This window comes from Bacillus sp. AFS002410 (assembly GCF_002556365.1).
Classification (GTDB): domain Bacteria; phylum Bacillota; class Bacilli; order Bacillales; family Bacillaceae_G; genus Gottfriedia.
Window position 1 is genome coordinate 60,820 of sequence record NZ_NUEU01000080.1, and the last position, 26,192, is coordinate 87,011.

At 31.9% G+C, this 26,192-nt stretch carries 18 protein-coding genes; 2 read left to right on the top strand and 16 right to left on the bottom strand.

Annotated features, from left to right (window positions below; genetic code table 11):
• Positions 1–662 precede the first annotated feature (662 nt).
• Positions 663–4,823 (bottom strand): S8 family serine peptidase, encoded by a 4,161-nt coding sequence (locus tag CN692_RS19600; RefSeq protein WP_098120799.1) that lies wholly within the window; start codon positions 4,821–4,823, stop codon positions 663–665.
• A 618-nt stretch (positions 4,824–5,441) separates the two neighbouring features.
• Positions 5,442–6,911 carry a long-chain-fatty-acid--CoA ligase gene (locus CN692_RS19605; protein ID WP_098120800.1) on the bottom strand — a complete coding sequence of 490 codons (1,470 nt, stop codon included), beginning with the start codon at positions 6,909–6,911 and terminating at the stop codon, positions 5,442–5,444.
• A 218-nt stretch (positions 6,912–7,129) separates the two neighbouring features.
• On the opposite strand from CN692_RS19605, the gene CN692_RS19610 reads away from it, so the two are divergent.
• The gene (locus tag CN692_RS19610) at positions 7,130–8,209 is read left to right on the top strand and encodes a site-2 protease family protein (protein ID WP_098120801.1); all 1,080 of its coding nucleotides are present in this window, start codon (positions 7,130–7,132) and stop codon (positions 8,207–8,209) included.
• Between the two features lie 137 nt (positions 8,210–8,346).
• Here CN692_RS19610 and CN692_RS19615 read toward each other — a convergent pair whose 3' ends face one another.
• The 12 genes from CN692_RS19615 to CN692_RS19670 form a co-directional block, all read right to left on the bottom strand.
• Entirely contained in the window at positions 8,347–9,255 is a 909-nt protein-coding gene (locus tag CN692_RS19615) for an aminoglycoside phosphotransferase family protein (protein WP_098120802.1), read from the bottom strand.
• A gap of 153 nt (positions 9,256–9,408) precedes the next feature.
• Positions 9,409–9,876, bottom strand: a complete 468-nt coding sequence (locus CN692_RS19620; protein ID WP_098120803.1) for an NUDIX domain-containing protein — start codon at positions 9,874–9,876, stop codon at positions 9,409–9,411.
• A gap of 152 nt (positions 9,877–10,028) precedes the next feature.
• Positions 10,029–11,192, bottom strand: a complete 1,164-nt coding sequence (locus CN692_RS19625) for an acetylornithine transaminase (protein WP_098120804.1) — start codon at positions 11,190–11,192, stop codon at positions 10,029–10,031.
• Positions 11,185–11,955, bottom strand: coding sequence for an acetylglutamate kinase (gene argB / locus CN692_RS19630; protein ID WP_098120805.1), 771 nt, complete (start codon positions 11,953–11,955; stop codon positions 11,185–11,187). The genes CN692_RS19625 and argB overlap by 8 nt, the downstream gene beginning before the upstream one ends.
• Before the next feature lie 15 nt (positions 11,956–11,970).
• Positions 11,971–13,194, bottom strand: a complete 1,224-nt coding sequence (gene argJ, locus CN692_RS19635) for a bifunctional ornithine acetyltransferase/N-acetylglutamate synthase (RefSeq protein WP_098120806.1) — start codon at positions 13,192–13,194, stop codon at positions 11,971–11,973.
• A gap of 13 nt (positions 13,195–13,207) precedes the next feature.
• Positions 13,208–14,239: an N-acetyl-gamma-glutamyl-phosphate reductase gene (gene argC / locus CN692_RS19640; RefSeq protein ID WP_098120807.1), complete on the bottom strand. Its 1,032-nt coding sequence runs from the start codon at positions 14,237–14,239 to the stop codon at positions 13,208–13,210.
• 179 nt (positions 14,240–14,418) lie between these two features.
• Positions 14,419–15,639 (bottom strand): phospholipase D-like domain-containing protein, encoded by a 1,221-nt coding sequence (locus CN692_RS19645; protein WP_098120808.1) that lies wholly within the window; start codon positions 15,637–15,639, stop codon positions 14,419–14,421.
• 1,181 nt (positions 15,640–16,820) lie between these two features.
• The gene (locus CN692_RS19650; protein WP_098120809.1) at positions 16,821–17,642 is read right to left on the bottom strand and encodes an MBL fold metallo-hydrolase; all 822 of its coding nucleotides are present in this window, start codon (positions 17,640–17,642) and stop codon (positions 16,821–16,823) included.
• Positions 17,643–18,123: 481 nt separating this feature from the next.
• Complete coding sequence (locus CN692_RS19655) at positions 18,124–18,894, bottom strand: 3-hydroxyacyl-CoA dehydrogenase (protein ID WP_098120810.1); 771 nt, start codon at positions 18,892–18,894, stop codon at positions 18,124–18,126.
• 28 nt (positions 18,895–18,922) lie between these two features.
• On the bottom strand, positions 18,923–20,074 hold the full coding sequence (locus tag CN692_RS19660) for a thiolase family protein (protein WP_098120811.1): 1,152 nt from the start codon (positions 20,072–20,074) through the stop codon (positions 18,923–18,925).
• Between the two features lie 29 nt (positions 20,075–20,103).
• On the bottom strand, positions 20,104–21,252 hold the full coding sequence (locus CN692_RS19665) for an acyl-CoA dehydrogenase family protein (RefSeq protein ID WP_098120812.1): 1,149 nt from the start codon (positions 21,250–21,252) through the stop codon (positions 20,104–20,106).
• Between the two features lie 185 nt (positions 21,253–21,437).
• Complete coding sequence (locus CN692_RS19670; RefSeq protein WP_098120813.1) at positions 21,438–22,442, bottom strand: zinc-dependent alcohol dehydrogenase family protein; 1,005 nt, start codon at positions 22,440–22,442, stop codon at positions 21,438–21,440.
• Between the two features lie 1,183 nt (positions 22,443–23,625).
• Here CN692_RS19670 and CN692_RS19675 point away from each other — a divergent pair.
• Positions 23,626–23,820, top strand: coding sequence for a DUF6199 family natural product biosynthesis protein (locus CN692_RS19675; protein WP_098120814.1), 195 nt, complete (start codon positions 23,626–23,628; stop codon positions 23,818–23,820).
• Between the two features lie 416 nt (positions 23,821–24,236).
• Here the strand turns inward: CN692_RS19675 and CN692_RS19680 are convergent, their stop codons facing one another.
• A complete protein-coding gene (locus CN692_RS19680; protein WP_179874495.1) occupies positions 24,237–25,085 on the bottom strand; it encodes a DegV family protein in 849 nt (282 codons plus the stop codon).
• Positions 25,086–25,334: 249 nt separating this feature from the next.
• Positions 25,335–26,120 carry a TrmB family transcriptional regulator gene (locus CN692_RS19685; protein WP_098120848.1) on the bottom strand — a complete coding sequence of 262 codons (786 nt, stop codon included), beginning with the start codon at positions 26,118–26,120 and terminating at the stop codon, positions 25,335–25,337.
• Between the last annotated feature and the right edge of the window lie 72 nt (positions 26,121–26,192).

The window sequence follows — 26,192 nt, forward strand, 5'->3', positions numbered from 1 at the left end:
TTTTTGATTACTGATGAGGGTGTTACTAGTTAGTTATTTATTATTTGCTTTTTTATTTACACTAGAAGCCCTTATGAGTAACTCTTTTTCTGTTTTGGGCGTTTCTACTTACTCATGAGCCCTTTATGAGTAACTCTTTTTCTTTTTTTGGCGTTTCTACTTACTCATGAAGCCTTTATGAGTAACACTTTTTCTGATTTTTGCGTTTCTACTTACTCATGAACTATTTATGAGTAATACTTTTTCTGTTTTGGGCGTTTCTACTTACTCATGAACACTTTATGAGTAACACTTTTTCTTTTTTTTGCGTTTCTGCTTACTCATGAAGTCCTTATGAGTAACACTTTTTTATTTTTTAACGATTCTGCTTACTCATGAGCTCTTTATGAGTAACACTTTTTCTTTTTTAGCCGTTTCTACTTACTCATGAAGCCTTTATGAGTAACTCTTTTTCTTTTTTGGCCGTTTCTGCTTACTCATGAAACCTCTATGAGTAATATTTTCTCAAATTTTTGTGCATCTACTTACTCAATATCCTTTTAAGAATACAAATATACTCCTTCCGACCACTCCCCCTCAAAATCCACTAAATCCCCCTAAAACAACACAAAAAAACCACCAGCATAAAGCCGGCGGCCAATTCAAATCCATCTAAACAAAATTCACCCTAATGGTTTAATATAATCGTCAATCGTTTTCCCTTTGTATTTTGTAACGGGTTTGATAATTTCTGTTGAATCAGGGTTTACAATTAGATAGTTTCTTTTTACATAATCAAGATCTTTGTAATCTACGATGCCGTCGAAATTGATGTCTGCACTACGTTTGTTTGTTCCTAAATATGTTTCAATATAAATCACATCCATCAGGTCAATTACATTATCTTGATTTACATCTCCAGCTCTCATTGTAGCGTAGTAGAAATATTTTAATTTTCCGGCATCCATTAAATCATATGAATCTACTAATTCGTCAACTTTTATATGTCTAACGAAATGTCCAGGTATTTTGATATAGATTTCATATGGTTGATCAATTAATGGAAGATTTGGTACGGAGAATCTAGCTGCGCTGTTGATGGTTGCATCATAACGTTTTCCGTCTTTGCCTCCGATGAGATACACTTCTGCACCGACTTTTGAATAATCTTTATTTGGATCTAACCAAATTGAATTGCTAGGAACAAAACCGTCTGGTAGGAAGCCGCCTTCAAGAATTGAATATGATGGAATAATGTTAACGCCTTGTCCAAATTTATTGTTAATTGTCATTTGTGGTTGACCTAATATATTAGCTTTTGCCGTTTGGAAGCCTAATTGTTGAATCCATTTTGTGTATACGCTTGGTTTATCTTTTACTTTTAACGTAATGGTAGCTACTGGCATATTCGAGTTGATTCCAGCTACAGGTGTAGGTCCATCTAAGGTTGTTGTTAATTTAAGCCAATTGTTTGACGTATCAGTTTTTTGATCTTGAGCAGTTAGATTAGCAGTTAGCCCCATAGCCTTTGCAGCATTTACGTATTCGCTACTTAATTCAGTTCCTTGGTATTCAAATACATCTTTAGGATAAGTAAGTGTAAATTCCCCACCCATTAAGTTTTTTATGTTATGTTCACTTAATGTTACCTTTACAGTATCACCGTATTTTGCGTCAAACTTGTCAGTTACTAACTTAATGTAAGGTTGTCCTTTTTTAACCAATGTGTATGTTTGGTTTGGATGATTTTGTATACCGTTTGTAGCTATATCTTGTCCAAGTAGAGTCATAGTTGAGAAATTTTTCTCTGCTTGAATTGTTCTTGTGTATTGAAAGTTCCCTTTACTATCAACAACTAATGGTACATTACCAATAGGATTTTGAGCACCAGTTACTTTTACTGTATTTTGTGATTGGTCAATGTTACCACCGTTTTTGTTAATTTGATCAATGCTTGCATCTGAAATATTTCCACTAATTTTTAGACCACTATCATCAACCTCGTAAACTCCACCAGGTATATTCATTTTCATTGTTGGTAGTGTATTATCAATAACAATTTGCTCCGACTTTTTGAATACGCTTCCTTTTTCGTTGATTCCTACAATTTCTATTTCATATCTTCCTGGTGATGCAAGTGCTCTCGTAATATGAACAGGTTGCTTTGCATTTCCTGTAAACGGGAAGTAAAGTCCATTAAATCCGCCATCTAAACCATATGTCATACCTTCATTAAATCCACCATCAAATGCATCGATCAGTCCTAATTCTTCACCAGTATCTGCATTCTTTAATACTACGTCTACTGTTTCCATACGACTGTTTAAATTAAATGCAATTCCAGTAGAGCCAGAGATTGGAAATGGTAAATCTCTTCTTGTATTAAAGGCTTTTGTTGTAAGTAAAACTTCATTAATTCCTTGCTTCATTTTATTTAATCCAAAAGGAATTTGGTATACTTCACTGCTATCTTCTTTATTTGTAAAAGTAATATACCCTTCATAAATTCCTAATTCAGCTGTTTGTGGAACAGTAAGAATAGGTTTAATTTTTGAAATATCATTCGCTTTTGCTTTTACTTTGGTTGGCAAATCTAGTGAGATTCCGTTCTTTGTTGCATCCTTATCATAACTATCAATATTATTAAATTGAACGTTTACATCAAATACTTTATCTTTGTTTGAATGATTTGTAATTTCAATCGTCTTTTTATCTGTATAATCTTCGTCAGTTGAAATAATCGCTCCATAGCTTAAATCACCAGCGTTTTCTTGGATCATCATTTTTTTACCATTTTCATCAAGCGTTGGAGCCTTATCTTTCACATCAATTTGAATTGAGGAATGTACTGCCTCATCTGCATCAATTCTTCCTGATCCTTCTTCAAATACACTATATGATCCATTTAAAGGATCTGCCGTATTCATTAAAGCAAGCTTAACTTGTTCAGGAGTATAGTCAGGATGTGCTTGTAATATTAAAGCAGCAGATCCTGTAACATGTGGTGCAGCCATTGAGGTTCCATCAAAACGTGCATATGCATGTTCATAGTCATCTTTATGTGCTACTCCATTATAATAAGCAGGGATTGAAGAAAATACTGCCACACCCGGTGCGGTCACTTCAGGTTTTATATCATAGTATCTTCTCGCTGGTCCTCTTGAACTAAAGTCAGCCAATTTATCCCCTTCAGTATCATAAGATCCAAAATCATTCATTGTTAGATTTACTTCACCTTTTGATAACATACTAACAAGTTTTGTACCTTGATCATTTGGAATACTAAAAGTTGGGATAAAGTCAAAATTATTTCCAAAGTAATAAGGAATATAAGTTTCACCATTAATATTATTGAACATGATCACAGCCTTGGCACCTTTTGCTTTTGCATTTTGAATTTTTACATTTAACGTTAAATCGCCACGCTCCATTAAAACAATCTTGTCCTTCACATTTTTACCAGTATAATCTGCAACTTGACCCTTACCAACAAAAACAACAGGAAGGCTAGTCCCTTTCAAAGTATTTAAATTAGAATAATCTGTACCCATCAATCTCATATTATCTAATTTAGTTGTTTCAGTTGTTGAAGTTGCGACTGCATTACTAGTTTGGACTGTTATTGGAGAACTGTTTGCGCCAACTGTAATACCAAGTGCTGATGAAGCAGGGCTACCAATCGTATATTGATTAGGTCCAGCATTTCCTGCAGCAAGTACACAAACTGTTCCAGCTAAAGTTGCATTATTGATTGCAACGGCTAAAGGATCCAGCGGGTTGGCAACAGGGGCACCTAATGAAAGATTAATGACATCCATCTTATCTTCTACAGCTTTTTCGATTCCGGCCAGAATTGTATCTGTTGATCCACTACCATATGGTCCAAGAACTTTATAACCATAAAGTTCAACTTCTGGAGCTACACCAGTTATAGCGTAATCTGATTTATTTTTACCCGTTCCAGCGATAATTCCAGATACGTGAGTACCATGGGCTGTATACCAAGGTTCACCTGAAGTTGGATTTAATTCGGGTTGGCCTGATTTTTTCCAGTCATCATATGTAGATTCCATCGGGTCTGAATCGTTATTTACAAAATCATAACCACCCTTATAAACATCTTTTAGGTCAGGGTGAGTATAATCGATACCTGTATCAATGACGCCTACTTTAATACCTTTTCCAGTAATTCCTTCTTTGTGAAGCTTCTCCGCACCAATTTGTTCGATATTATTTAATTTTATCGATGAATTATTAGTTGGTTCACCATTTTGTTCTACAAATGGTTCAACTGTAACATTCTTATCTTCATAAACTGCATTTACCGTATCTAATGTTAATAGCTCTTTTACTTCATTAGCTGGTAACGTCATTGCAACACCATTAAAAATACTTTTGTATTCTCTATTAACACCAATATTTTTTAATTTTTTATTATCTTTTAACTGTTGTTTGAATTTTAAATGTGATTCCTCTACTTTATCCCTTGATTCATTAATAGAAGCTTTAAGTCCGCTATTTTGATTGATTTTAAAATCAATTTCCGATGGAGCTTGTTTAAACTGAACAATTACTTTTAAAGGAGTATCCGCATTTAAATCTACATCAGGTGAGATTTTTAGACCTTCTGAATTATTATTCTCTTGCATGCTGTGAATCATTTCCCGATCAGAGTTTGAAATATTCTTAATGTAACTATCAATATCTTTTATGCTAGTGTTTGAACTTGTTCCGTTTGACACAGCGAATATTTTGTGTCCAGGAATACTAGCGGAAAATAAACTTGAGGTAATTACCCCAGCAGTCATTACTTTGACAATTTTTATATTACTACTCTTCTTCATCAGCTTTCCCCTTTTTCTTATAATTCTGAAAAATCTTACAATTATTATTATAATCAGACAAATTCCTTAAGTGTATTGGGGGAATTTCAGGAAAAAATAATCTTCATTTTTCAACAAAAATTACAATTGTTACCAACTGTTTTTGTTATAACTGAAAGTAAATCTCCCAAATTAAGCATATTTCAAAAGTCGAAAATTAACCTTTTATACTAATCTATTTAGCAACTAGTTTAAGTTTTCAACTAAGTTTTATTTATCTACTAATTGGCTATATAAAAAAACAAAAAAGCAAAACAACATCACAAAAAGAAGTTTTTTGTTGTTTTTTGTAAGATTTTTTAAGGTTAAAAATAGTAGAATTCTAGGGATTCAATTCAAAATTCAGGATTTTTTGGTAAAATTATTTTCTTATTTTTAATAATTCATAGGATTCTCCCAACCAACAAGAATTAATAAAAACAAAAAACCACCAGAAATGCATCTGGTGGTAAAAATATCAAACTTTATTAAGATTCAACTCATTCAACAGCAATTTGGCAATTGAAAATTGATTTAGTTGGAACAAAAAAAGAAAGTTCAATTATTTAAAATTGATCTTTCTTTCACACAGCTAAAAAATTACTTAAGTAATCTTTTTAAAATTTTCCCAGTACTATTTTTAGGCAGTTCTTTTATAAAACAAATCTGCTTAGGTACTTTGTAATATACTAATGATTTTCTACAAAAATCAATAATCTCCGCTTCTGATACCGAATCATTTGAAACGACTAAATAAGCGCAAACACTTTCACCAATTAGCTGATCAGGTTTTCCGACTACCGCTGCTTCAATGATACAAGGATGTTCATATAGACGTTCTTCGATTTCTCTAGGGTAAACATTATATCCATTCGTAATAATGACATCTTTTTTTCGGTCCAATAAGAATAGATAGCCGTCCTCATCTTTTTTACCAAGATCACCTGTTTTAAACCATCCGTTAATAAATGCTTTTTCAGTTGCTTCTATATTATTTAAATAACCGCTCATTACATTTGGGCCGGTGGCAACAACTTCTCCAACTTCACCGGTTGGAACTTCTTCACCATTTTCATTAAATATTTTTGTCTCAACACTTGGTAAATCAAGTCCTACGGAACCAGGTTTACAAATTCCACGATACGGATTGAATGTTAGTACTGGTGCAGTTTCAGAAAGCCCATAGCCTTCTACTATTAATAGATTGTATTTTTCTTGAATAGATTGTAATAACTCGATTGGTATCGATGCCCCACCAGATATACAGGCTCTCAAACAACTAAAGTCATTTGAAGTAGCCGTTTTTAATTGATGTAAATAATTATAAATCGTTGGTACTGCAGCAATTAAGGTAGCTTTTTCTTTTTTTATTACTTCAACTAATTCAGTTGGATTAAATTTTGGAATAATGATTGTTGATGCGCCATTTAATAAAATCATATTGACACACAAAGTTAAGCAAAATGAATGAAACATAGGAAGGACGGCAACCATTTGATCATTTTCTCTTAATTCAATTAACTTAGAAAAATCATTAGCATTTTCAATTAAGTTAACGTGTGACAACATTGCCCCTTTTGGATTTCCGGTTGTTCCTGACGTATATAAAATAACAGCCGTATCGTCTTGTTGAATTTCAATTTCTTCAATTTTATTTTTTATTTTCTGAAGTGATTGTATTTCATCGATTAATAAAATATTTAATAATGTAGTACAGTCATTTATAAGATTTTTTAGTTTTTCCTTCTGTTCGCTAGTAGCAATCACTAGTTTAGTCGAAGAATCGTTTAATATATATTTAATTTCACTTTCCGTAAAGGCTGGATTTAATGGAATAACAATCGCACCTAGCTTTAATATTGCTAAATACGTTTGAATAAACTCAGGTGAATTTCCTAGTAATATTGCAATTTTATCTCCCTTTTCAATCTTATTCTCAAGTAAAATTTGAGCTAGATTTTCGCAAGATGAAATGAGATCTTCGTAATTCGTTTTATTTCCATTGTAGCTATAAGCTAAGTTTTTGCTTTTATTGTTCGCTACATCTTTAATTAGCCCAAATATATTCATTCTTTATCAATCCTCAGTTACTTTCATGTAATTATTCTTATAAAATACAAAAGGTAGAAAGAAAACTTTCTAACCTATCGTAAATTTTTTCATTTGATTTAAGTGAAAGTACCGACTTTAGTCCCGATTTCACTATTAGTCTATCAAACAAATTAATCTTAATGATATAATTTTAATACTACATCATAATATCATAATTTGCGAGAAGGTGATAATGAATGGCACAACCTATTATTAATAGTAAAACGAAAAAGTCGTTAACAAGAGTTGGTGTTGTAATCGCATTAATTGGCACTAAATTAAAGCTAATTTTACCACTATTAAAAGCTGCAAAATTTTTATCATTTTTAAGCATGATTTTGTATCTATTTGTTTATGGATTTACATTTGGATGGTATTTTGCATTCGCCCTTCTTTATTTATTAATTTGTCACGAAGGTGGGCATTTAATTGCTGCAAAACAAAAGGGGCTTCCAACTTCACCAGCATTTTTTATTCCATTTGTTGGAGCTGTCATCTCACTAAAAGAGATGCCAAAAGATGCTGTTACAGAATCTTACGTAGCATTCGGTGGGCCGTTTTTAGGATTAATTTCAGTACTTCCAGCAATTCCACTATATCATTACACACATAATGAGTTTTTTGGTTTAGTCATTGCCTTAGGCTGTCTATTAAATTTATTTAACTTAGTTCCGATTTCTCCTTTAGACGGTGGCAGAATATTAAGCGTATTACCTCCAATCTTTTGGTTTATCGGTATTATGATGATGTTAGTCTATATATTTTATCAGCCTAATTTCATCGCTTTTTATATTATCATTTTAGGTATTAGTACCTTTATCAAAAGAATTAGAGAAGCTTATCAGTTAAAGGTCATTAAAGAAAAAATAAAACTATATGAACATACGATTAAACAGTTTCAATTTCGCATTTTAAATGATTACACTGATCGTACATATACAAAACGATTCTTTATCCCATTTTTTGAGGATCAAAAGAAACTAGAGTTAGAAATTCATAAAGAACGCTTGGAAATTAATTATATCATTCGTACAGTTCGAGCACGTTTATTTGAACAAGACTTAGACGTTCGAAGCTATCTCGAAGAAAAGATACAAGAAATTAGACAAAGAAAAATTGCACCTTTATTAAAACAACAAGAAACATTAGAAACTTACTATGTTTCTAGCAATCGAAAAAAGTGGCAAATTTTCATTGCTTATATCGTTTTAGCAGGCAGTTTAGCTTTACTTGGATTTTGGAGTTTTGGATTAATTGAGCATGTTTTAGGAAAATAAAAGAAGAACCTATTTTGAATTTTTCAAGATAGGTTCTTCTTTTTCTATAGGATAATTTTTTCTTTCTTATTTTGTGACATAACTTTGAAGAGAATCCCAGAATTCCAGAGGAAGTGTTTAATTTAGTTACATTTATGTTAATAAAATTCCCTATGTAATTGTTTAAAAATATTTATAGCATTAAAAAAGTTTTCATTATAAGTTCCCTCATCTTCTAAACTCCAGCATGTTGATAATACCGCATGTGAATAGCCCCAATGTAGCAATCTTTCTTTATTTAGATTCAATTCGCTTACGAGTAGTTCAATACGTTTTTCTAGAGTTGTTGAAATATCTTTTCCTTCTAAGTTGTTCAATAAAAACTGGATGAGGTCATATTCTCTTTCCCCAATTAAACCTTTTGGGTCGATTACTTTCCATGAATCTTCTCCAGCATTTAATAGATTGTAGTGGTGTAAGTCTCCATGAAGTAAATATTGAGTTGATTGAGATCTATACATTTCTTTAAAAGTCGAAAATGCCTCTAATAGCAATTCTTTTGAAATAGGGCCTAAGCCATTAGGAAATTTCTCAACAATTCGACTAAAACTTTTTTCTCTGTTGAAAATCGTAGGTAGTTTACTAGATGTAGATGGTTTTTTCCAAAGATTTTTCATCACTTTAACTGCTATTTGCATTTCTAATTCTTCATTTTCGATCGAAGCAAGTGTATTGCCAGGCAGTAGTCTTTCTAAAATTAAGATTCCTTCTTTAAGATCGTAATCAATGACTTTTACAAAATCAGCGTCTTTAAATTCATATAACGCTTCGATTTCATCGTTAAATTCTTCATTTGGGACTGCTAACTTGATTACTGCATTTTTATTCCCTTCGATGATAATAGGAGCGACAAAATTATAAGATAATGCAAAGGGAGATAAAATTTTCATATTCCATCGATTTTCACATTTATGACATAAGTCTCCGAAATTCTCTAACCATATTTCCCCTTTTTCCTTATGAATATCTTTAATCGTTTTGATAAACTGCTCTGGTAACGTTATCAACTAATCACTCTTTTCTAAAAATTATAGTTTTTAATAATTATAGTTGTGTGAACAGAGTACAATTTGGATCTAGAAAAGCAAAAAAAGTTGAGTCCTCTACTCTTTTCTAGTTTTACTTGAGGGACCTCAACTTTTATTATATAAAAAATAACATTAAATAAATTGTTCTTTTAGTTTGTGCTCTTCAATTAAACGATTATTTTGATACTCACCTTTAACATATTGAATAATTTCTTCTTTAATATTTGGAAATAAAACAATATTTTCTAATTCATTAATTGGAATCCACAATACATCTGTTTGATTTGGATCTGGGTTAATTGGTAAAGTTGGAACTGAACCTTCTTTAATATGACAGCGGAACATTAAACTTAATCCGTGAACTCTATGCCCAGTCATATGCGGAGCATTTTCAGATACAAATACTAAATCTCCAACTTCTACTTCTACGCCTGCTTCTTCAAAAGCCTCTCTTTTTACTGCTTCTATAATTGTCTCACCAGGTTCAGTACCACCGGCAGGTAAATTGTAATGAATCCCGTCCTCATCCGTAAATTGAATTAATAAAACTGAATCATTTTCAACGATTAATGCACAAGCTCTTACTCGAATATGGTACATAAGCCTTCCTCCAATCATAGTGATTATTCAATTATGTTAAAATTTAATTAAACTTTCAATCTATTTTTGCGAATCACTTAAAAAGACCTACGCGATAAAGAGGCATCATGGAATAAGTCCATTGATGCCTCCTAGTTATTACTTACTTCTTATTATTTAACATGGCTATTTAGAAAATAGGAAGAAAGTACTTGCTTCATAATTTGAATTGCTTCATCTATTTCTTCGTAAGATAAATTAATTGGTGGTAATAACCTTAAAACATTAGCTCCCGCTGTACCCACGATTAAACCATTCTTTAAAAATTGTTCCACAAGTTGATCAACTGGCCCAGTTAACTCAATACCGACCATTAGGCCTTTACCGCGTATTTCTAAAATTTGTGGAAACTCCTTTTTTATGTCGGTTAATTTATCAAATATATAGCTTCCTTTTTCTTTTACTTCATTTAAAAACACACCATCGTTTATAATGTTGATTGTTTCAAAAGCTGCCGCCATTGCTAAATAATTTCCTCCAAATGTGGAACCATGAGCACCTGCTGAGAATGTACTCGCTAATTTATTTTTACCAAGCATTGCCCCTACAGGAAAACCATTCCCTAACCCTTTTGCTAGCGTAATAATATCTGGATTTAATGGAGTTTGTTCATAGGCAAACATTGTTCCTGTTCGGCCCACTCCGGTTTGTACTTCATCAACAATGAGTAATAATTCATGTTTTTTACAAAGAGCTTGAACCCCTTCAAAAAAATCATTATTACCAACGATTACACCACCTTCGCCTTGAATTACCTCCAAAATGATTGCTCCAGTATTTTCATTAATTTCATTTTGTAAAGCATTTAAATCATTGTATGGTACATATGTAAAACCATTTAACATTTCACCGTATCCTTCATGAATTTTTGGCTGACCTGTTGCTGCCATTGATCCAAATGTACGACCATGAAAGCTTTGTTTAAAACTAATGATATGAGATTTACTAGTATGTTTTTTTGCTAATTTTATTGCTGCTTCGTTTGCTTCTGTCCCGCTATTACAAAAGAAAGCTAATCCGTTTTTGAAGCTTTTTACTAAAAGTTCTGCAAGTTCCTCTTGTTTTTTTATTGTGAATAAGTTCGAAATATGCCAAATCGAATCAACTTGTTCTTTTAATGCATTTGACACTTTCGGATGACAGTGACCTAAATTACAAACAGCAATTCCACTTAAAAAATCTAAGTACTTGTTATTTTCGTCATCAAACAGATAAGTACCTTTTCCATTAAGAAAATTTATTGGTTTTTTATTATAAGTAGGAAATAATTTACTCACTTAACACAACTCCTTTTGTAAAAACTGTACCGTTAATCATTCCATATTCATTTAAGAAATTTTCACCAACAATAGCAACTGAATTTACATCATTTAATGCATTTATAGCACTCGTAACTTTCGGAATCATACCTCCATAAATTGTTTTATCCTCAATTAACTTTTCAACTTCACTTGCCGTAATTTGCTCAATCAATTTATTTTCTTGATCTAATACTCCTTTTGTATTTGTGATAAAACAAAGTACTTCCGCATTCATTACTTTAGCGATGCTTTTTGCTGCTTCGTCTGCATTAATATTGTATTTTTGACCAATTTTATCGACGCCAACAGGTGAAATAACTGGTATATAATCATTAGTAAGTAATAAATCTAGCAGATTCGTATTAACACTTTCGATTTCTCCAACCCAACCTAGTTTTCCTTTCTTAAATAATGAGGCTTCTAATAATAGATTGTCACATCCGGAGAGACCAATTGATTTAAGATTAAATTGATTGCAAATAATTGTTAAATCCTTATTTATTTTGCCATTCAGAACATACTCTACGATTTCTAAAACTTCTGTTGAAGTCTTGCGAATCCCGTTTACCATTTCAACTGGGATTGAAAACTTTAATAATAAATTATTGATGAGTGGTCCACCACCGTGAACTAAAATAACCTTTTTTCCACTCATTTTTAATTGATTTATATTTTCAAAGAATGTATTCGATAAGTTATGGATTAAACTACCACCAAGTTTTATGACTACAGTTTCCATTGATCATCCTCCCCTTTATGAGCGATAGCTTGCGTTAATTTTCACATAATCATAAGTTAAGTCGCATCCCCATGCTGTACCAACCGCATCTCCACTGTGTAAATGAACATCAATATATACAATTTCATTTTTTAAAGCTGCTTTTGCTTCTTCTTCATCAAATTCAACTGGTTTGCTACCAAATAATACAGTTACACCATTAATCGAAATGTCAATTTGATTAAATTCTCCTTCAATCCCACTATATCCAATAGCACCGATTATTCTTCCCCAGTTAGCATCTTCGCCATAAACCGCTGTTTTCACTAAATTTGATCCGACAATCGTTTTAGCGATTTTATTAGCGTCTTTTTTATTTGTTGCTCCGTTTACATTTACTTCGATTAGCTTAGTTGCCCCTTCACCATCTCTTGCAATCTTTTTAGCTAAATCCTCACAAACTAGTTGAAATGCTATTGCAAAATTTGCCCAATCTGGATGACTTTTAGTTAATTCTTCATGCTCCACTGCCCCATTTGCCATTACTAAAACCATATCATTTGTTGAAGTATCCCCATCAACTGTAATTTGATTAAATGTTTTATCGGTCACTTCTTTTAGTAAATCCTGTAATTGCACTGAATTAATCGTAGCGTCAGTTGTTACAAAACCAAGCATTGTTGCCATATTCGGGTGAATCATACCAGAGCCCTTAGCAGCTCCCGCAATCGTAACAACCTTTCCGTCAATCATAACTTCATAACAAGTAGTTTTAATGACCGTATCTGTTGTTAAAATGGCATGACCGAAATCTTCACCATCTCCTAACGTGTTACCAAGCGTTAATTGATCAATGCCACTTTTTAATCGATCCATTTTTAAATATTCACCAATTACTCCAGTCGATGCGATTGCGACTAAGTGCTCTGGTAAATTAAGATGCTCTGCACACCAAGCTCTCATTAAATAGGCATCGTCCTCTCCTTTTTTACCTGTACACGCATTTGCACAACCACTATTTACTAAAACAGCTTGAAGCTTATTACTATTTGTAATGCTTTTTTTCGTAACACTTATTGGTGCAGCTGGAAATAAATTCAATGTATATACTGCAGCAACTGATGCTGGTTTCTCTGAATAAATTAAACCTAAATCTTTACGTTTATAACGTAAGCCTGCGTGAACTCCGCTCGCATAAAAACCGTTTGGTGAAGTAATTGTTCCATTAATTTTTTTTATATTTTTTTCTTTAGTAATCAATTTTTATCTCTCCTCAAGGAAATAGTGGTGTAAATTGTAAGCCGGTTTCATCTGGCAAATCTAGCATAATATTCATATTTTGAATCGCTTGACCTGCCGCACCTTTTACTAAGTTATCAATGACTGAAACGATCGTAATTCGATTTGTACGCTCATCATAAGTCGCATAAATATCGCAAAAATTTGAACCATAAACATCTTTTGTACAAGGTATCCCGTCTCTTACTCTTACAAAATAGGAATCTTCATAGTTTTGGTTATATAAATCTTTTAATTCTTCGTTACTAATTTCACGAGTTGATTCAACATAAATTGTAGACAATATGCCTCTTGTCATTGGAACAAGGTGTGGTGTAAACGAAATAAAATTTTGTGTTGAATCGAGTGTTCCAATAAATTGTTCGATTTCAGGTATATGTTGATGCTCAGTTATTTTATAAGCAGTTAAATTCTCGTTTCGATTCATAAATTGAGTAATTTGATTAGCATTTTTACCAGCTCCAGAAATACCCGATTTAGCATCTACTATGATTGTATTTTTTTTTACAATTCCAGCTTTTAATAATGGTGCAACTCCTAAAAGTGTTGCCGTTGGATAACATCCAGGGTTTGCTATGTTCGTTGATTTTTTTATTGCTTCTCGATTTAGTTCAGATAGACCGTATGTAAATTCATTTGTTTTTGGAAAACAAGGATGTGTATGTTTATACCATTTTTTGTATTGTTCTTCTTTCTTTAATCGAAAATCCCCTGAAAGGTCAATTAATTTCGTTTTCGAATAATCGAGATCTCCTATTAATTCACTACTTACTCCATGGGGTGTTGCAAAAAATAAAATATCATTTTCTGAAACAGATCTATTTTTATCCCACTTTTTTATTGGCCCACTAGTATTCGTAGCCAAATGTGGATAATACGCAGACAAATCATCAGTATAATCTGATGTTGAATAAAAATTCATACCACTAATTTCCGGATGCATTGATAGCAGCCTAATTAGTTCAAGACCACCATAACCGGTTGCTCCCATAATACCGACTTTCATTTTAATATCCCCTTTAACAAAATTATATTACTCATTATAAATATGAATAATTATAAAATCAATTGTATTTTTATAAATATTTGAAAATAAAAAAAGATTAACCATTTTCCATGATTAATCTTTGATTATTTTGTTATTGTATTCTTCCGATATAAAAAAAGTACAACTAGATACTTTGTTTATAAATAAAACTCAAATACTTTTGCTATTTTTTCTTTTACTCGATCTTTAAAAGGTAATTTCTTTATATAACTAGGCGTAATTTCAAATGCTTCGTTAAATACATCAGCTAATTCTGGCTCAACTTGTTTTATAAATTTTTGATCATATATATAACAATTCAATTCATCTGTTAAATGAAATGAGCGTGAGTCAAAATTCGTTGTCCCAATCATTAGTACCCGATCATCTATTTTCAGTACTTTCCCATGAAAAATACCTTTTTTAAATCCATATACTTTAATATTGTTTTTCCAAGCCTGTTTTATATATGGTATGGCTGCTTGTTCTACTAATAGCGCATCAGACTTATGTGAATATAATATTTTCACATCAATGCCACTGTTAGCAGCATCTATTAAAGTATTCCATATTACTTTATTATTCGGGATAAAGTATGGAGAGTAGATTGTAATGGAATGCTTTGCTTGTTTAAATAATTTGCTATACTCTTGTTCGATTCCTATTTTAGTATAAGAAACAAATTGATGTTGGCTTTTCCCAATTTTTTTACTAATTACCATCGGAGTAATTTTTTGATCGGAATTTTTTCTCCAATCATATACAAATTGTTTTTCTAATCCTTCCACACCGCTTCCTTCTAATCTAAGTTGAACATCTTTCCACGGCTTTAATTCTTTTTTTTCATCAATATATTTTTTTCCAATATTGAATCCACCAATATAGCCAATTTCACCATCAATAATCGTCATTCGTCGATGATTTCTATGATTTATTGAAGCAAAAAAGTAAGATAATTGAGGTTTATTAAAATACGTAAAATGTACTCCATGATCAATTAAAGATTTTCGTTCTTTTCGTTCTAATAATATTCCACCAAGTCGATCTACTGCATAATAAACTGGTATTCCTTCATCACTTTTCTTTTTTAAAACATCTAAAAATTCATGAGATATTTGGTCATTAGAAACTGAAAAAAAGTAGATATGTACTTCTTTTTTGGCATTGCTTATATCTTTAAATAACTGTTCGTCAAGCTTTTTCCCATTCGTATAAATCGATAAATCACTTTTCCCGATTGGATACGTAATCGGTTTATAAGCAAAAATATTTCTTTTTTGAGCATGTTCCATTTCAATCTCATTTAAAGCAAATAATATAACCAATAATGAAAAGATCAGTACTAAAGCTTTAAATATGAATTTTATTATTTTTTTCATAGTTTCCTCTTACGAATTTGGCATAAGAGTATTTTTTGAAAAAAATGCCTTAAATATCCATATTTATTTTAATTGTGGATAAACTTTTATTAAACTCATACACTTCATAAGTTCAATCAGGGTATTTTTAATTAGTTAATTGAATGTAACCAATTCTGCACTTATTGCTACAAAATGTGACAACTAACAGACAGAGTTTTAATTTTAGTAAGATAAATAATTTTAATGGGTAAAATATAAAGGATTGTTAGAAAAATGATAAGAAAGGACGGATAGGATGGAAAATTCAAAAGACAATTCCCAAAAAACGAGCAGTAATTGTCCAAACTGTAATTCAATGAATGATGGCGAATATTCAAATACTAGCAAGGTAATTCAAGATCATTATGAGTATGAGTGCCCAAATTGTGGAAAACCAGACCTTTTTTATAATAAAAAATAATTTAAAACGACTCTTATGAGTCGTTTTCATGTTGTTGAAAAATGAGTTTGTCAATCAAGGAGTAATTTGTATCAATGTAAAGAAAGCTGAATGATGTTGATTTCCACTACAGGATTCTCGCTTTCCATGGGGCGAGACCTGAGCCTCCTCGGCTTGGCTTGCCTGCGGGGTCTCAGCCTTCCCGCATCTCCCATAGGAGTCGAGAACCCCTCCGTTCCAATCAACTTCTTCAAAATAAAAAAGCAAAAATCTTATTGATTATCTTTACTTAGAGAAAAATAGAAATTAAATTCTCGATTATACTGCTAATATCGGTAAATCGTCTACTTATAAACTAGTAATTGAATTTCTTCTTCAAACAATTAACATTTCAATATTTTTTATTCTGAAAAAGATTCATGACTAAGTTTATTGGTATTGCACATACAAATTATCTATTAAAACAAATAAATAATATCATCAAAAAATTACAAATCTACCTCAAATAGTTCGTCTAATAACATTTTAATTATTGACTATTTTATATTTCAAAACTCTGAATACTGAGTCGTTTTTCCTAAATAAACATGGAAAAAGAATTGCTATTTCAGTCCTATTACCGATTAAGAATATATGAAATCATTTATTGAATTAAATATTAAGTGTGGTGTAACTGTAATTTAAAATTTTCAAAGAATTAACGTGTTTCACTTTTGGCAATCGTTAGTTGTTAAAGAAAATCATCATAAATCAAACCGACTTATAAATCGAGTTTATTTTCATTTATGATCGATGTGATAATATGAAGTGAATCCCATTCTCCGCTTGAAAATTTTATAATTGGGTATTTTTTTGGAAATAGTTTATTTCGGATAACTTCAGCTGAATTCCCTTCTTTTTGTAAACTTAATACTTTGTGTTTAATAGATAATAAATAGTCTAGTTTTCGTTCAAGCGCTACGCGACCATCTTCTACAAACCCTGCATGATTACAAAATACATCTTGAAAATCATACGATAATACTCTCTCTAATGAGTGAATAATTGTAGGTATACTTTCTTCTGCTAATACGACTTTTGTCCTGTCACTTACAAATAAATCTCCCGTAAATAATTGACCTGTTTCCTGATTTAATAAAGCTTTATGATCTAAAGCATGACCAGGTGTATCAATTACTTTCCATGTTGCATTTCTGGATGTAAACGTTTCAGGGATAGCCTTAGCACGAAACGGCTTTCTTCTCCCCCAAAAGAGTTGCCTATATAAAGGATAATCTGCCCGTAGTGCGCAATAATCAATTGTTTTTTCATTTAAATAAATTGGCAGTTTCTTTGTTTTTTCAATATAAGCTGCACAACCTGAATGATCTTCATGAGAATGAGTTATCATTACTTGATCAAAATCTGCTTCATCAATAAAAGATTCGAAATATCTATGTAAGGACTGCGATCCCGTATCAATTAATACACCATCCACTAAATAACTGTAAACATTTAATGAAACACTTAGAAATTTAACTTCTCCATTCAAGTATGAGACGCCATTTTTCTCTCCTAAGTATGATTTTTTCTTTAAATACATCGGCTTTCATCTCCTAACTATTAAATCAAAAATCATTTTCAACTAGTTATCTATAGTAACGATTTATAATACGTATAAAATTCCGACCACAGTTATCTCATCGTATTTTATTTTTAAAATATTCTGTATTTTCACTTTATCATAAAAATGAATGAATAACCACTCATTTTTTATTTAAAACTGCCTAATACTCAAATAAAAAAAGTCGCATAAACTGCTTCTCATCTTATTGAACTAATACGCTAGGTTAGTGGCTTAAATACATTTTTAGAATGAAACCAACTCAGGGCTTAGTGCTATAAAATGTGGTAACCAAATTCGTGTATTTCTTTTTCAATTAACCTTCTAAATTAGTAAAATAAAAAATCAACAATCTCCTTTAACAGCTATCATTTAAATACTAATTCAGAATCTAAACAAATAAAAAAGCAGGAGAGCAAGATCAATCCCTGCTTCTCCAGCTTTTATAGTTAGTACTAAATCACTTTGGTTGCATACGAATTGCACCATCTAAGCGGATTACTTCACCGTTTAACATTGGATTTTCAACGATGCTTTTCGCTAAATGTGCGTATTCTGATGGCTTACCTAGACGTGATGGGAATGGAACCATGTTTCCTAATGATTCTCTAGCTTTTTCTGGTAATACATCAAACATTGGTGTTTCAAATATACCAGGAGCGATGCTCATTACTCTGATGCCATATCTTGATAAGTCCCTAGCAATTGGTAATGTCATACCAGCTACAGCGCTCTTTGATGCACCGTAAGCTGCTTGCCCCATTTGGCCATCAAATGCTGCAACTGAAGCAGTGTTAATAATAACACCTCTTTCACCAAATTCATTTGGTTCGTTGTTAATCATTTGTTCAGCTGCTAAACGAATAACGTTAAATGTACCAACTAGGTTTACATTTATGATTTTTTGGAATGATTCTAATGAATGAATTCCTTCTCTTTTAATTACTTTTTCAGCTAAAACAATACCTGCACAGTTTACTACTGTATTGATTGAACCATATTTAGTTAAAACATTCTTAAGTGAGTTTTTTACGCTTTCCTCTGATGATACATCCGTTTTTTCAAAACAAACATTCTCTTCACCCAATTCAGCTATTAAGCTAGTAGCTCGCTCTTCATTTAAATCGAAAATAGCAGCTTTACCACCATTTTCTACGATCATTCTAACTGTTCCCGCACCTAAACCTGATGCTCCACCTGTAACGATTGCGATACTTTCACGAATGTTCATTATAAAATCCCCCAATGTTTTGTTAAAATTAATTTAATCTCTCGATAATTGTTGCATTTGCCATACCATGACCTTCACAAATCGCTTGTAATCCATAGCGGCCGCCTGTTTTTTCTAAGGCGTTACACAATGTCACCATAACCCTTGCACCACTAGCACCAAGAGGGTGACCTAATGCGATCGCTCCACCAAAAATATTTAATTTTTCAAAAGGTACCCCTAGTTCTTTTTGCCATGCTAAAGGTACAGTTGCAAATGCCTCATTTATTTCAAACAAATCGATTTGATCAATTGTTAAACCACATTTTTGCAGAACTTTTTGTGTAGCTTGAATTGGCCCTGTAAGCATTAATTTAGGGTCTGATCCGATCACAGTTCTCCCTATAATTCTAAACTTTGGCTTAAATCCTAATTGATGAGCTTTTTCTTTACTCATTAAAAGTAGTCCTGCTGCACCGTCACTAATTTGACTTGCATTTCCAGCAGTAACCGAACCAGTTTCGATAAATACTGGTTTTAAAGTAGTTAATTTTTCAATTGATGAGTTTTCTCTCGGTCCTTCATCCTTTGTCACTTTAACAAGTTCACCATCTTGATTATGAACAGAAACCGCAACAATTTCGTCTTCAAAGTAGCCTTGCTTCATCGCTTTTAATGCTTTTTGATGGCTATTATAAGCAAATTCATCTTGCTCTTGTCGAGAGATGTTCCACTTTTCATTAATTCGTTCTGCAGAGATTCCTTGATTAAAGTCACCAAACATACTTGTTAACTTCTCATTCCACTTTGATCCTTTTAAATTTGAAAACATTGGTACTCTTGTCATGCTTTCCACTCCTGCTGCAATGACAATGTCCATATCTCCACTTAAAATTGCTTGCGATGCAAAATGAACAGATTGTTGACTTGAACCACATTGACGGTCAATGGTTACACCGGGCACTTCAATTGGTAGACCCGCTAATAAAGCTGCAATTCTACCAACATCACCTGCCTGTTCACCAACTTGCGTAACACAGCCCATAATCACATCATCTATTTCTTTCGGATCAAATTCATTTCGACTTACTAATTCCTTTAGTACAATCGCAGCTAAGTCATCAGGTCTTGTTTCGCTAAAGCTGCCACCTCTTTTACCAATCGGTGTTCTTAAAGCATCCACAATAACTACTTCTCTCATAAATATGATCCTCCAAATTTAAGTTAGGATTAATTCAAATCTAATTGTTTCGCAATAATTGTCTTCATGATTTCATTTGTACCTGCATAAATTGACATGATTTGAATATCTCTGAAACGTCTAGCAATCTCGTATTCTTCCATATATCCATATCCACCATGTAATTGAAGACACTCAGAAGCCACTTTTTTACCTAAATCAGTAATCCACCATTTTGCCATCGAAACTTGTTTAACAACATTTATGCCTTCCATATGCTTATAAATTAAATCTTCAATGAAAGTGCGACCAATTTCAATTTCAGTTGCTAATTCTACAAGCTTAAATTGAGTATTTTGGAAACCTGCAATTGATTTTCCAAATGCTTTTCTACTTTTCACATATTCAGTTGTCACTTTTAGCATTGCTTCAGCTGAAACTAATGCTTCTAAAGAAACGACTAATCGTTCTTGTTGTAGTTTTTCCATTAAGTAGTAGAAGCCTTTTCCTTCATCACCTAGCAAATTCTTTACAGGCACTTTCGCATCTTGGAAAATTAATTCAGCCGTATCTTGACTGTGTAGTCCTACTTTATTTAATTTCTTCCCTCTAGAAAACCCAACTGTATCTTTTTCGACAACTAATAAGCTAATTCCTTTATGTGCAGGTCGAATTGTCGAATCTGTTTTCACTGCAATAATAATTAGGTCTGAATGGATTCCATTTGTAATAAACGTTTTTTCACCATTTACAATATAGTAATCTCCTTGTTTTACTGCAGTCGTCTTAATATTAGCTAAGTCTGATCCTGCGCCTGGTTCAGTCATAGCAACTGCTGTAATATACTCACCAGAGATACATTTTGGTAGCCATTCCATTTTTTGCTCTTCATTTCCATATGCAGTCAAATAAGGTACAACAATATCATTGTGTAATGCTACACCTACAAAACTTGATCCAACCTTTTCAAGCTCCTCTATAATAATGACAGAATAGCCGAAATCAACACCTAATCCGCCATATTTCTCATCAACATATGGACATAAAAATCCTTCGTTGCCTAATTTATCCCAAAATTCTCTCGGAATCATTTTATTTTGTTCCCACTCTTCATAGAATGGTACAGCTTCTTTTTGTAAAAATTTTCTAAGAGCCGTGCGGAAAATTTCATGTTCTCTCGTTAAGTAAGAATGTTTCATAATAAGCCCCCCTAAAAAAATATCACACCATTAAAACGCTTACAAAATTCAAAATACTAAATTTTATAAATATTACATTTGTAATAATCATATGATGTTAAATATAATTTATCAAGGAGCAAAATAAAAAAGAACTGGCTAACCAGTTCTTTTGATAGGAGACAAACTCTTAAAAATAAATCGAATTACCCAATTTTAATCGTAATTTTTCCAAAATTATTACCTTCACCCATTTTTTGTAGCGCACTAATTACATCCACAAATTCAAATGATTGATCTAAAATTGGTTTAATTTTATGTTGTTCAAAGAAAGCTACCATTTGTTCAAACTCTCTTGGACTTCCCATCGTCGTCCCTCTAATATCCATATTTTTAAAGAATACTTTAGGTAAAACTGTTTGAGGAACAGGACCATTCGTTGCACCATATGATACAATTCTTCCGCCTTGCGCAGTTAATTCAATTAAACGATTAAATGACTCACCACCAACTCCATCGATTGTCAGATTAACTAAACCGAATTCCTTACGGAGTTTCTTATACCAATCATTTTCTCGGTAATTAAAACCGGCAATTGCACCTAACTCGATTGCTTTTGCAATTTTTTCCTCACTACTTGAAGTCACGATTACTTTTGCTCCAAATGCAACAGCAATTTGTAATGCGTATAACGCGACTCCGCTTCCAATTCCAGGAATTAATACCACGTCATTTTTCTGTAATTGACCACGGGTAATTAATGATCTGTAAGCAGTAAGTGCCGCTAATGGAATTGCTGCCGCTTCTTCCCATGACAGATATACTGGTTTTTTATAAACATTTTCAACTGGTAGTTTAAGATATTCAGCAAATGTGCCATTTGAAGGCATACCAAGTACAGTAAATTCCTCTGAATTGATATCGTCACGATCTCCCCAGTTTAAGCTCGGGTTCATAATCACTTCATCACCAACAGAAAAACCCTTTACCGCTTCTCCAACTGCCTCTATAACTCCAGCCCCATCTGAACCTAAAATTGCATCTAATTTCATCCCTGGATACATACCATGAGTAATAAAATAGTCACGTCTGTTTAATGATGCTGCTTTTATTTTGACTACTACTTCATTTCGGTCTAATGTACCAATCTCGACATTTTCCAATTTTAGCGACTCTGGTCCTTTTGTGTCTCTTAAAATATAAGCTTTCAAATCAAATCACTCCTTTTAATAATTTTAAATAAGTCGTAATACCCTTTTTATGTAAATTAAATCTTATTCAATTTTTATTTTACCAAAAAAAGTTAAAATAAGTTTATTTAATGAATTGAGTATGAATAATGGTAATATGAAAATGGATTGATATAGACATAATCGGCACTTTGCTTGGAAAATTTAATCGTTTTGCTTATTTTTTTTGAATTATGTAGATTCAGCTAACTTCGGTACGTGAAATTCCCATAAATTATAATGATGGATTTTTCGAGTCTCGGCCATAATGTGTACCTTGATCAATATATTTAATAAAAACTGGCTAAAAGTTTTGCTAACAGCTTATATTTTTGCTAGATTTGAATTTTTTTTGGAGATTAGCTTGTTTTTATGCTTATTTAACTAATTTTCCATTGATGGGAAGGGCTTATTTGCAGTTTTATATTTTTTAATTGCAGATTAGCTAGTTTTATTTGCAGTTTCATGATTTTTGTTTGCACTTTTAACGATTTTATTTGCAGGTCACGAAATTTAATTGCACTTTCAACAAATTTAATTGCAGTTTCACGATTTTTATTTGCACTTTTGACGTTTTTATTTGCACCAATTTTATTGCTCCTACTATGTTAATTTTAAACTCCTCAAAATACAGCAAGTTAATCTCTAAAATAAATAGCTGTTATTACCCATCTCTATCCTAATATATTAACAAACCATATGTATGAAACTCTCTCTTAGATATATTTTCACTATTAAGAATTAAAACACTGTAAAATTTTTCCAATCGTTGATATAATCTAATTGTAATTAATTATTAGAACTTTCTAATCACTAAGAGTCTTCTCTAGTCAAAGAGGATCTTAACGTTATTTTGTTCTGAGATTGATATCTTAATTGATCAATTGGAGAGTATAGAGTAACAAAATCGAGGGAGTTAGGAGATGAACTGGTAATAGACTAATGTGAAGGTCTATTAAAAAGTCACTAGCATCACAACTATCAAATTTAGGTGTTTCTGAGTTAAATGAGTGTAAGTAAATTGTTTAGTGATTCTAATACTCGAAATCCTAATGTTGTGATTCTGAATATTTCAACTCCCACCTAGTAAAAATGCTGTAAAATGGTACATTAGCCCTTAAATCCCATCTCAAATTAATTAAAATTATTAAGGAGGTATTCAAATATGATTATGGGGATTATTCTTCTTTTGTTTGGCGGATTACTAATAGCAAATCCTAAATTAATATGGTTTATTACAGAAAGTTGGAAAACGGAAAATTCAACTGATCCATCTAGTTTCTATACTGTTACTACACGTATCGGAGGAATATTGTTAGCACTATTCGCAATATTTACAATCTATGTTTCAACATGGTGATTAGGGGCATTAGATAGAACAATATAAGTAAAACAAATCATTTTTTCAATCCGTCAATTCACCCAATTCAATAAACTTTTCACTCTAGTTTTTCACAAGTTCTTTCCTGTTGAAAGAATAGTTACTTAAACTTCTATCCTACTAAAATTAATTTCCACAGGAATAATCTACTTAATTTGAATTAGTACCCTAACTTTATTAAATCACTGCTATTTTCCTACTAATTTAATATCTCATCTTGTCAAAATCTGTTTGATTATTACTAAACATGTCTTTTAGTAGTAGTGAAATAGATGTTTGTTATTTCCTTTATTTCCTCATAAACTATTTATTGTTATTACGATATACTTTCTAAATCTATTAATTTAATATAAATAAAAAAACTCTCACCACTTTGAGAGTCGAAATCAGTTTTCTTATTTTGATAAGAAAAAGATGCCAAGTGCGCTAGGGCCAGTATGGACACCGACTGCTGCTCCAACTGAATTTTCAATGATGTTTTCACTGCCTAGAATCTCCTGTAGCTTTTTTATAAATTGTTCAGTAGAATCGTCTTTTACTCCATACACAACTCCAACAGTTCGTTTAAGTTCATCTTTTCTAATTTTCATTAATTCAAGCATGCGATTTATTGCCTTTTTTCGACCCCGTACTTTTTCAAGTGGTTTAAACTTCCCTTCACTTACTTCCATAATCGGATTTATATTTAACATTCCTCCGAGGAATCCAGCAAATTTACCGACCCGCCCTCCCCGTATTAAATATTGGAGATCTTCTATTGTAAAAATATGTTGTATCTTATTTATATTGTTGTTTAATTCATTGAGTAGATTTTCAAATGGTTCTTCATTATTTATGCTTTCGATTAATTCCATTACTAATACTCCAATTCCAAGTGATACTGATCTAGTATCGATTATTTGAATTGAAGCATTTGGATTGTTTTCCATTATATCTAGTTTAACTAATTGCGCGAAATTATAAGTTCCTGATAAATCCCCTGAGCATGTTAGATATACACAGTTTTGCTCTGCGCTACTTGCGACTAAAGTCTGATAAATTGCATCGTAAGAAGGTAAAGATGAAGTGAAATTCTCTCCATTTTTCATTCTTTCCATTAACTCATGGGCTTTTAAATTTACACCATCCAAATATTCCTTTTCAAATTGGTCATAAACTCTTAAAGGGATTACTGAAATATCGTATTTCTTCAATATTTCAGTTGGAAGATCAGCAGAGCTATCTACAATTAATTTAAGTTTCAATTTAATCACCTCTTCCTAAATTAATCATGTATTTTTAATCTTATTAAATATTATTCTAAATATTCAATTAATTATTTTTCATTTAAATTTATTTTTATCGACAAATTTAAGTTAAATGAATTTGAATTTAGTTGAGAAAGAATAGTTCATTTTGTTACACGGTAATTTGAGTAAACTCCATTAATCAAAATAAAACATAAGCGCATTAAGTGCCTTATGCTTTATTTTTTTGTTCTATAAATAAGCTTCTTATTTTTCCATAAAAAAGGCTTTTCGTTCAGCAGTAATCCATTTCTCTAAATCGTCCTGACTACGTCGCACAAGCCTATTCACTAACACATCGTGCCATACATAGTCCTCTAATAAGTAAATATGAACAGGGTCATCTGTATAAAATGCAATACTTCGCTCATTGGTTGATGGTCCATAAATCATTTCTTTAGAATCTATGGACAAAATAAACCAATGTTCTGTGGACTTTGTTTCGGTAAAAGGTGTAATGCGATGGATTTCTAGATTTTCAATTGGATCTTCCACGTGTAAAGTAATACCTTGAATGGTTACTGTTTCACTCGCCTCAATTAGTTCCTTTTTCAAAACCTCATACATTTCGTCCCACATCGAAATAACTATACGTTTTTCTGCTTTTTTAATCAATGTCACGCAATAGTTAATAATCGTTTTATAGTCTTTTAAAGAAATCACACGGTTGTCCATTTTTTCACTAGAGTTTTCTAGACTTTTTAAGGAATCGCTTATTTCTGAATACGTTGATTGCCACTCAGATTGGGCCTTTTGCAAAAAGATTTCAACAGGCAGTGGCGAATATCGAGTCGTGTCATTTATTTCTTCCCGCAATACAATACCTTTTTCAACAAGATTACTTAACACATCATAAATTCGTGCTCTTGGTATTCCTGAGTCCTTGCTAACTTGGTAAGCTGTAACCGGACCTTGTTTAACGAGAGATAGATATGATTTAGATTCATACTCGTTAAAACCTAGTTTTTTGAGTTGTTGCACTATATTGTCCACTTTCATCACCTTCCTATTATTTTCTTATGTAATAAATTTACAATAACTATTTACAGATAGCAATTAGTTAGT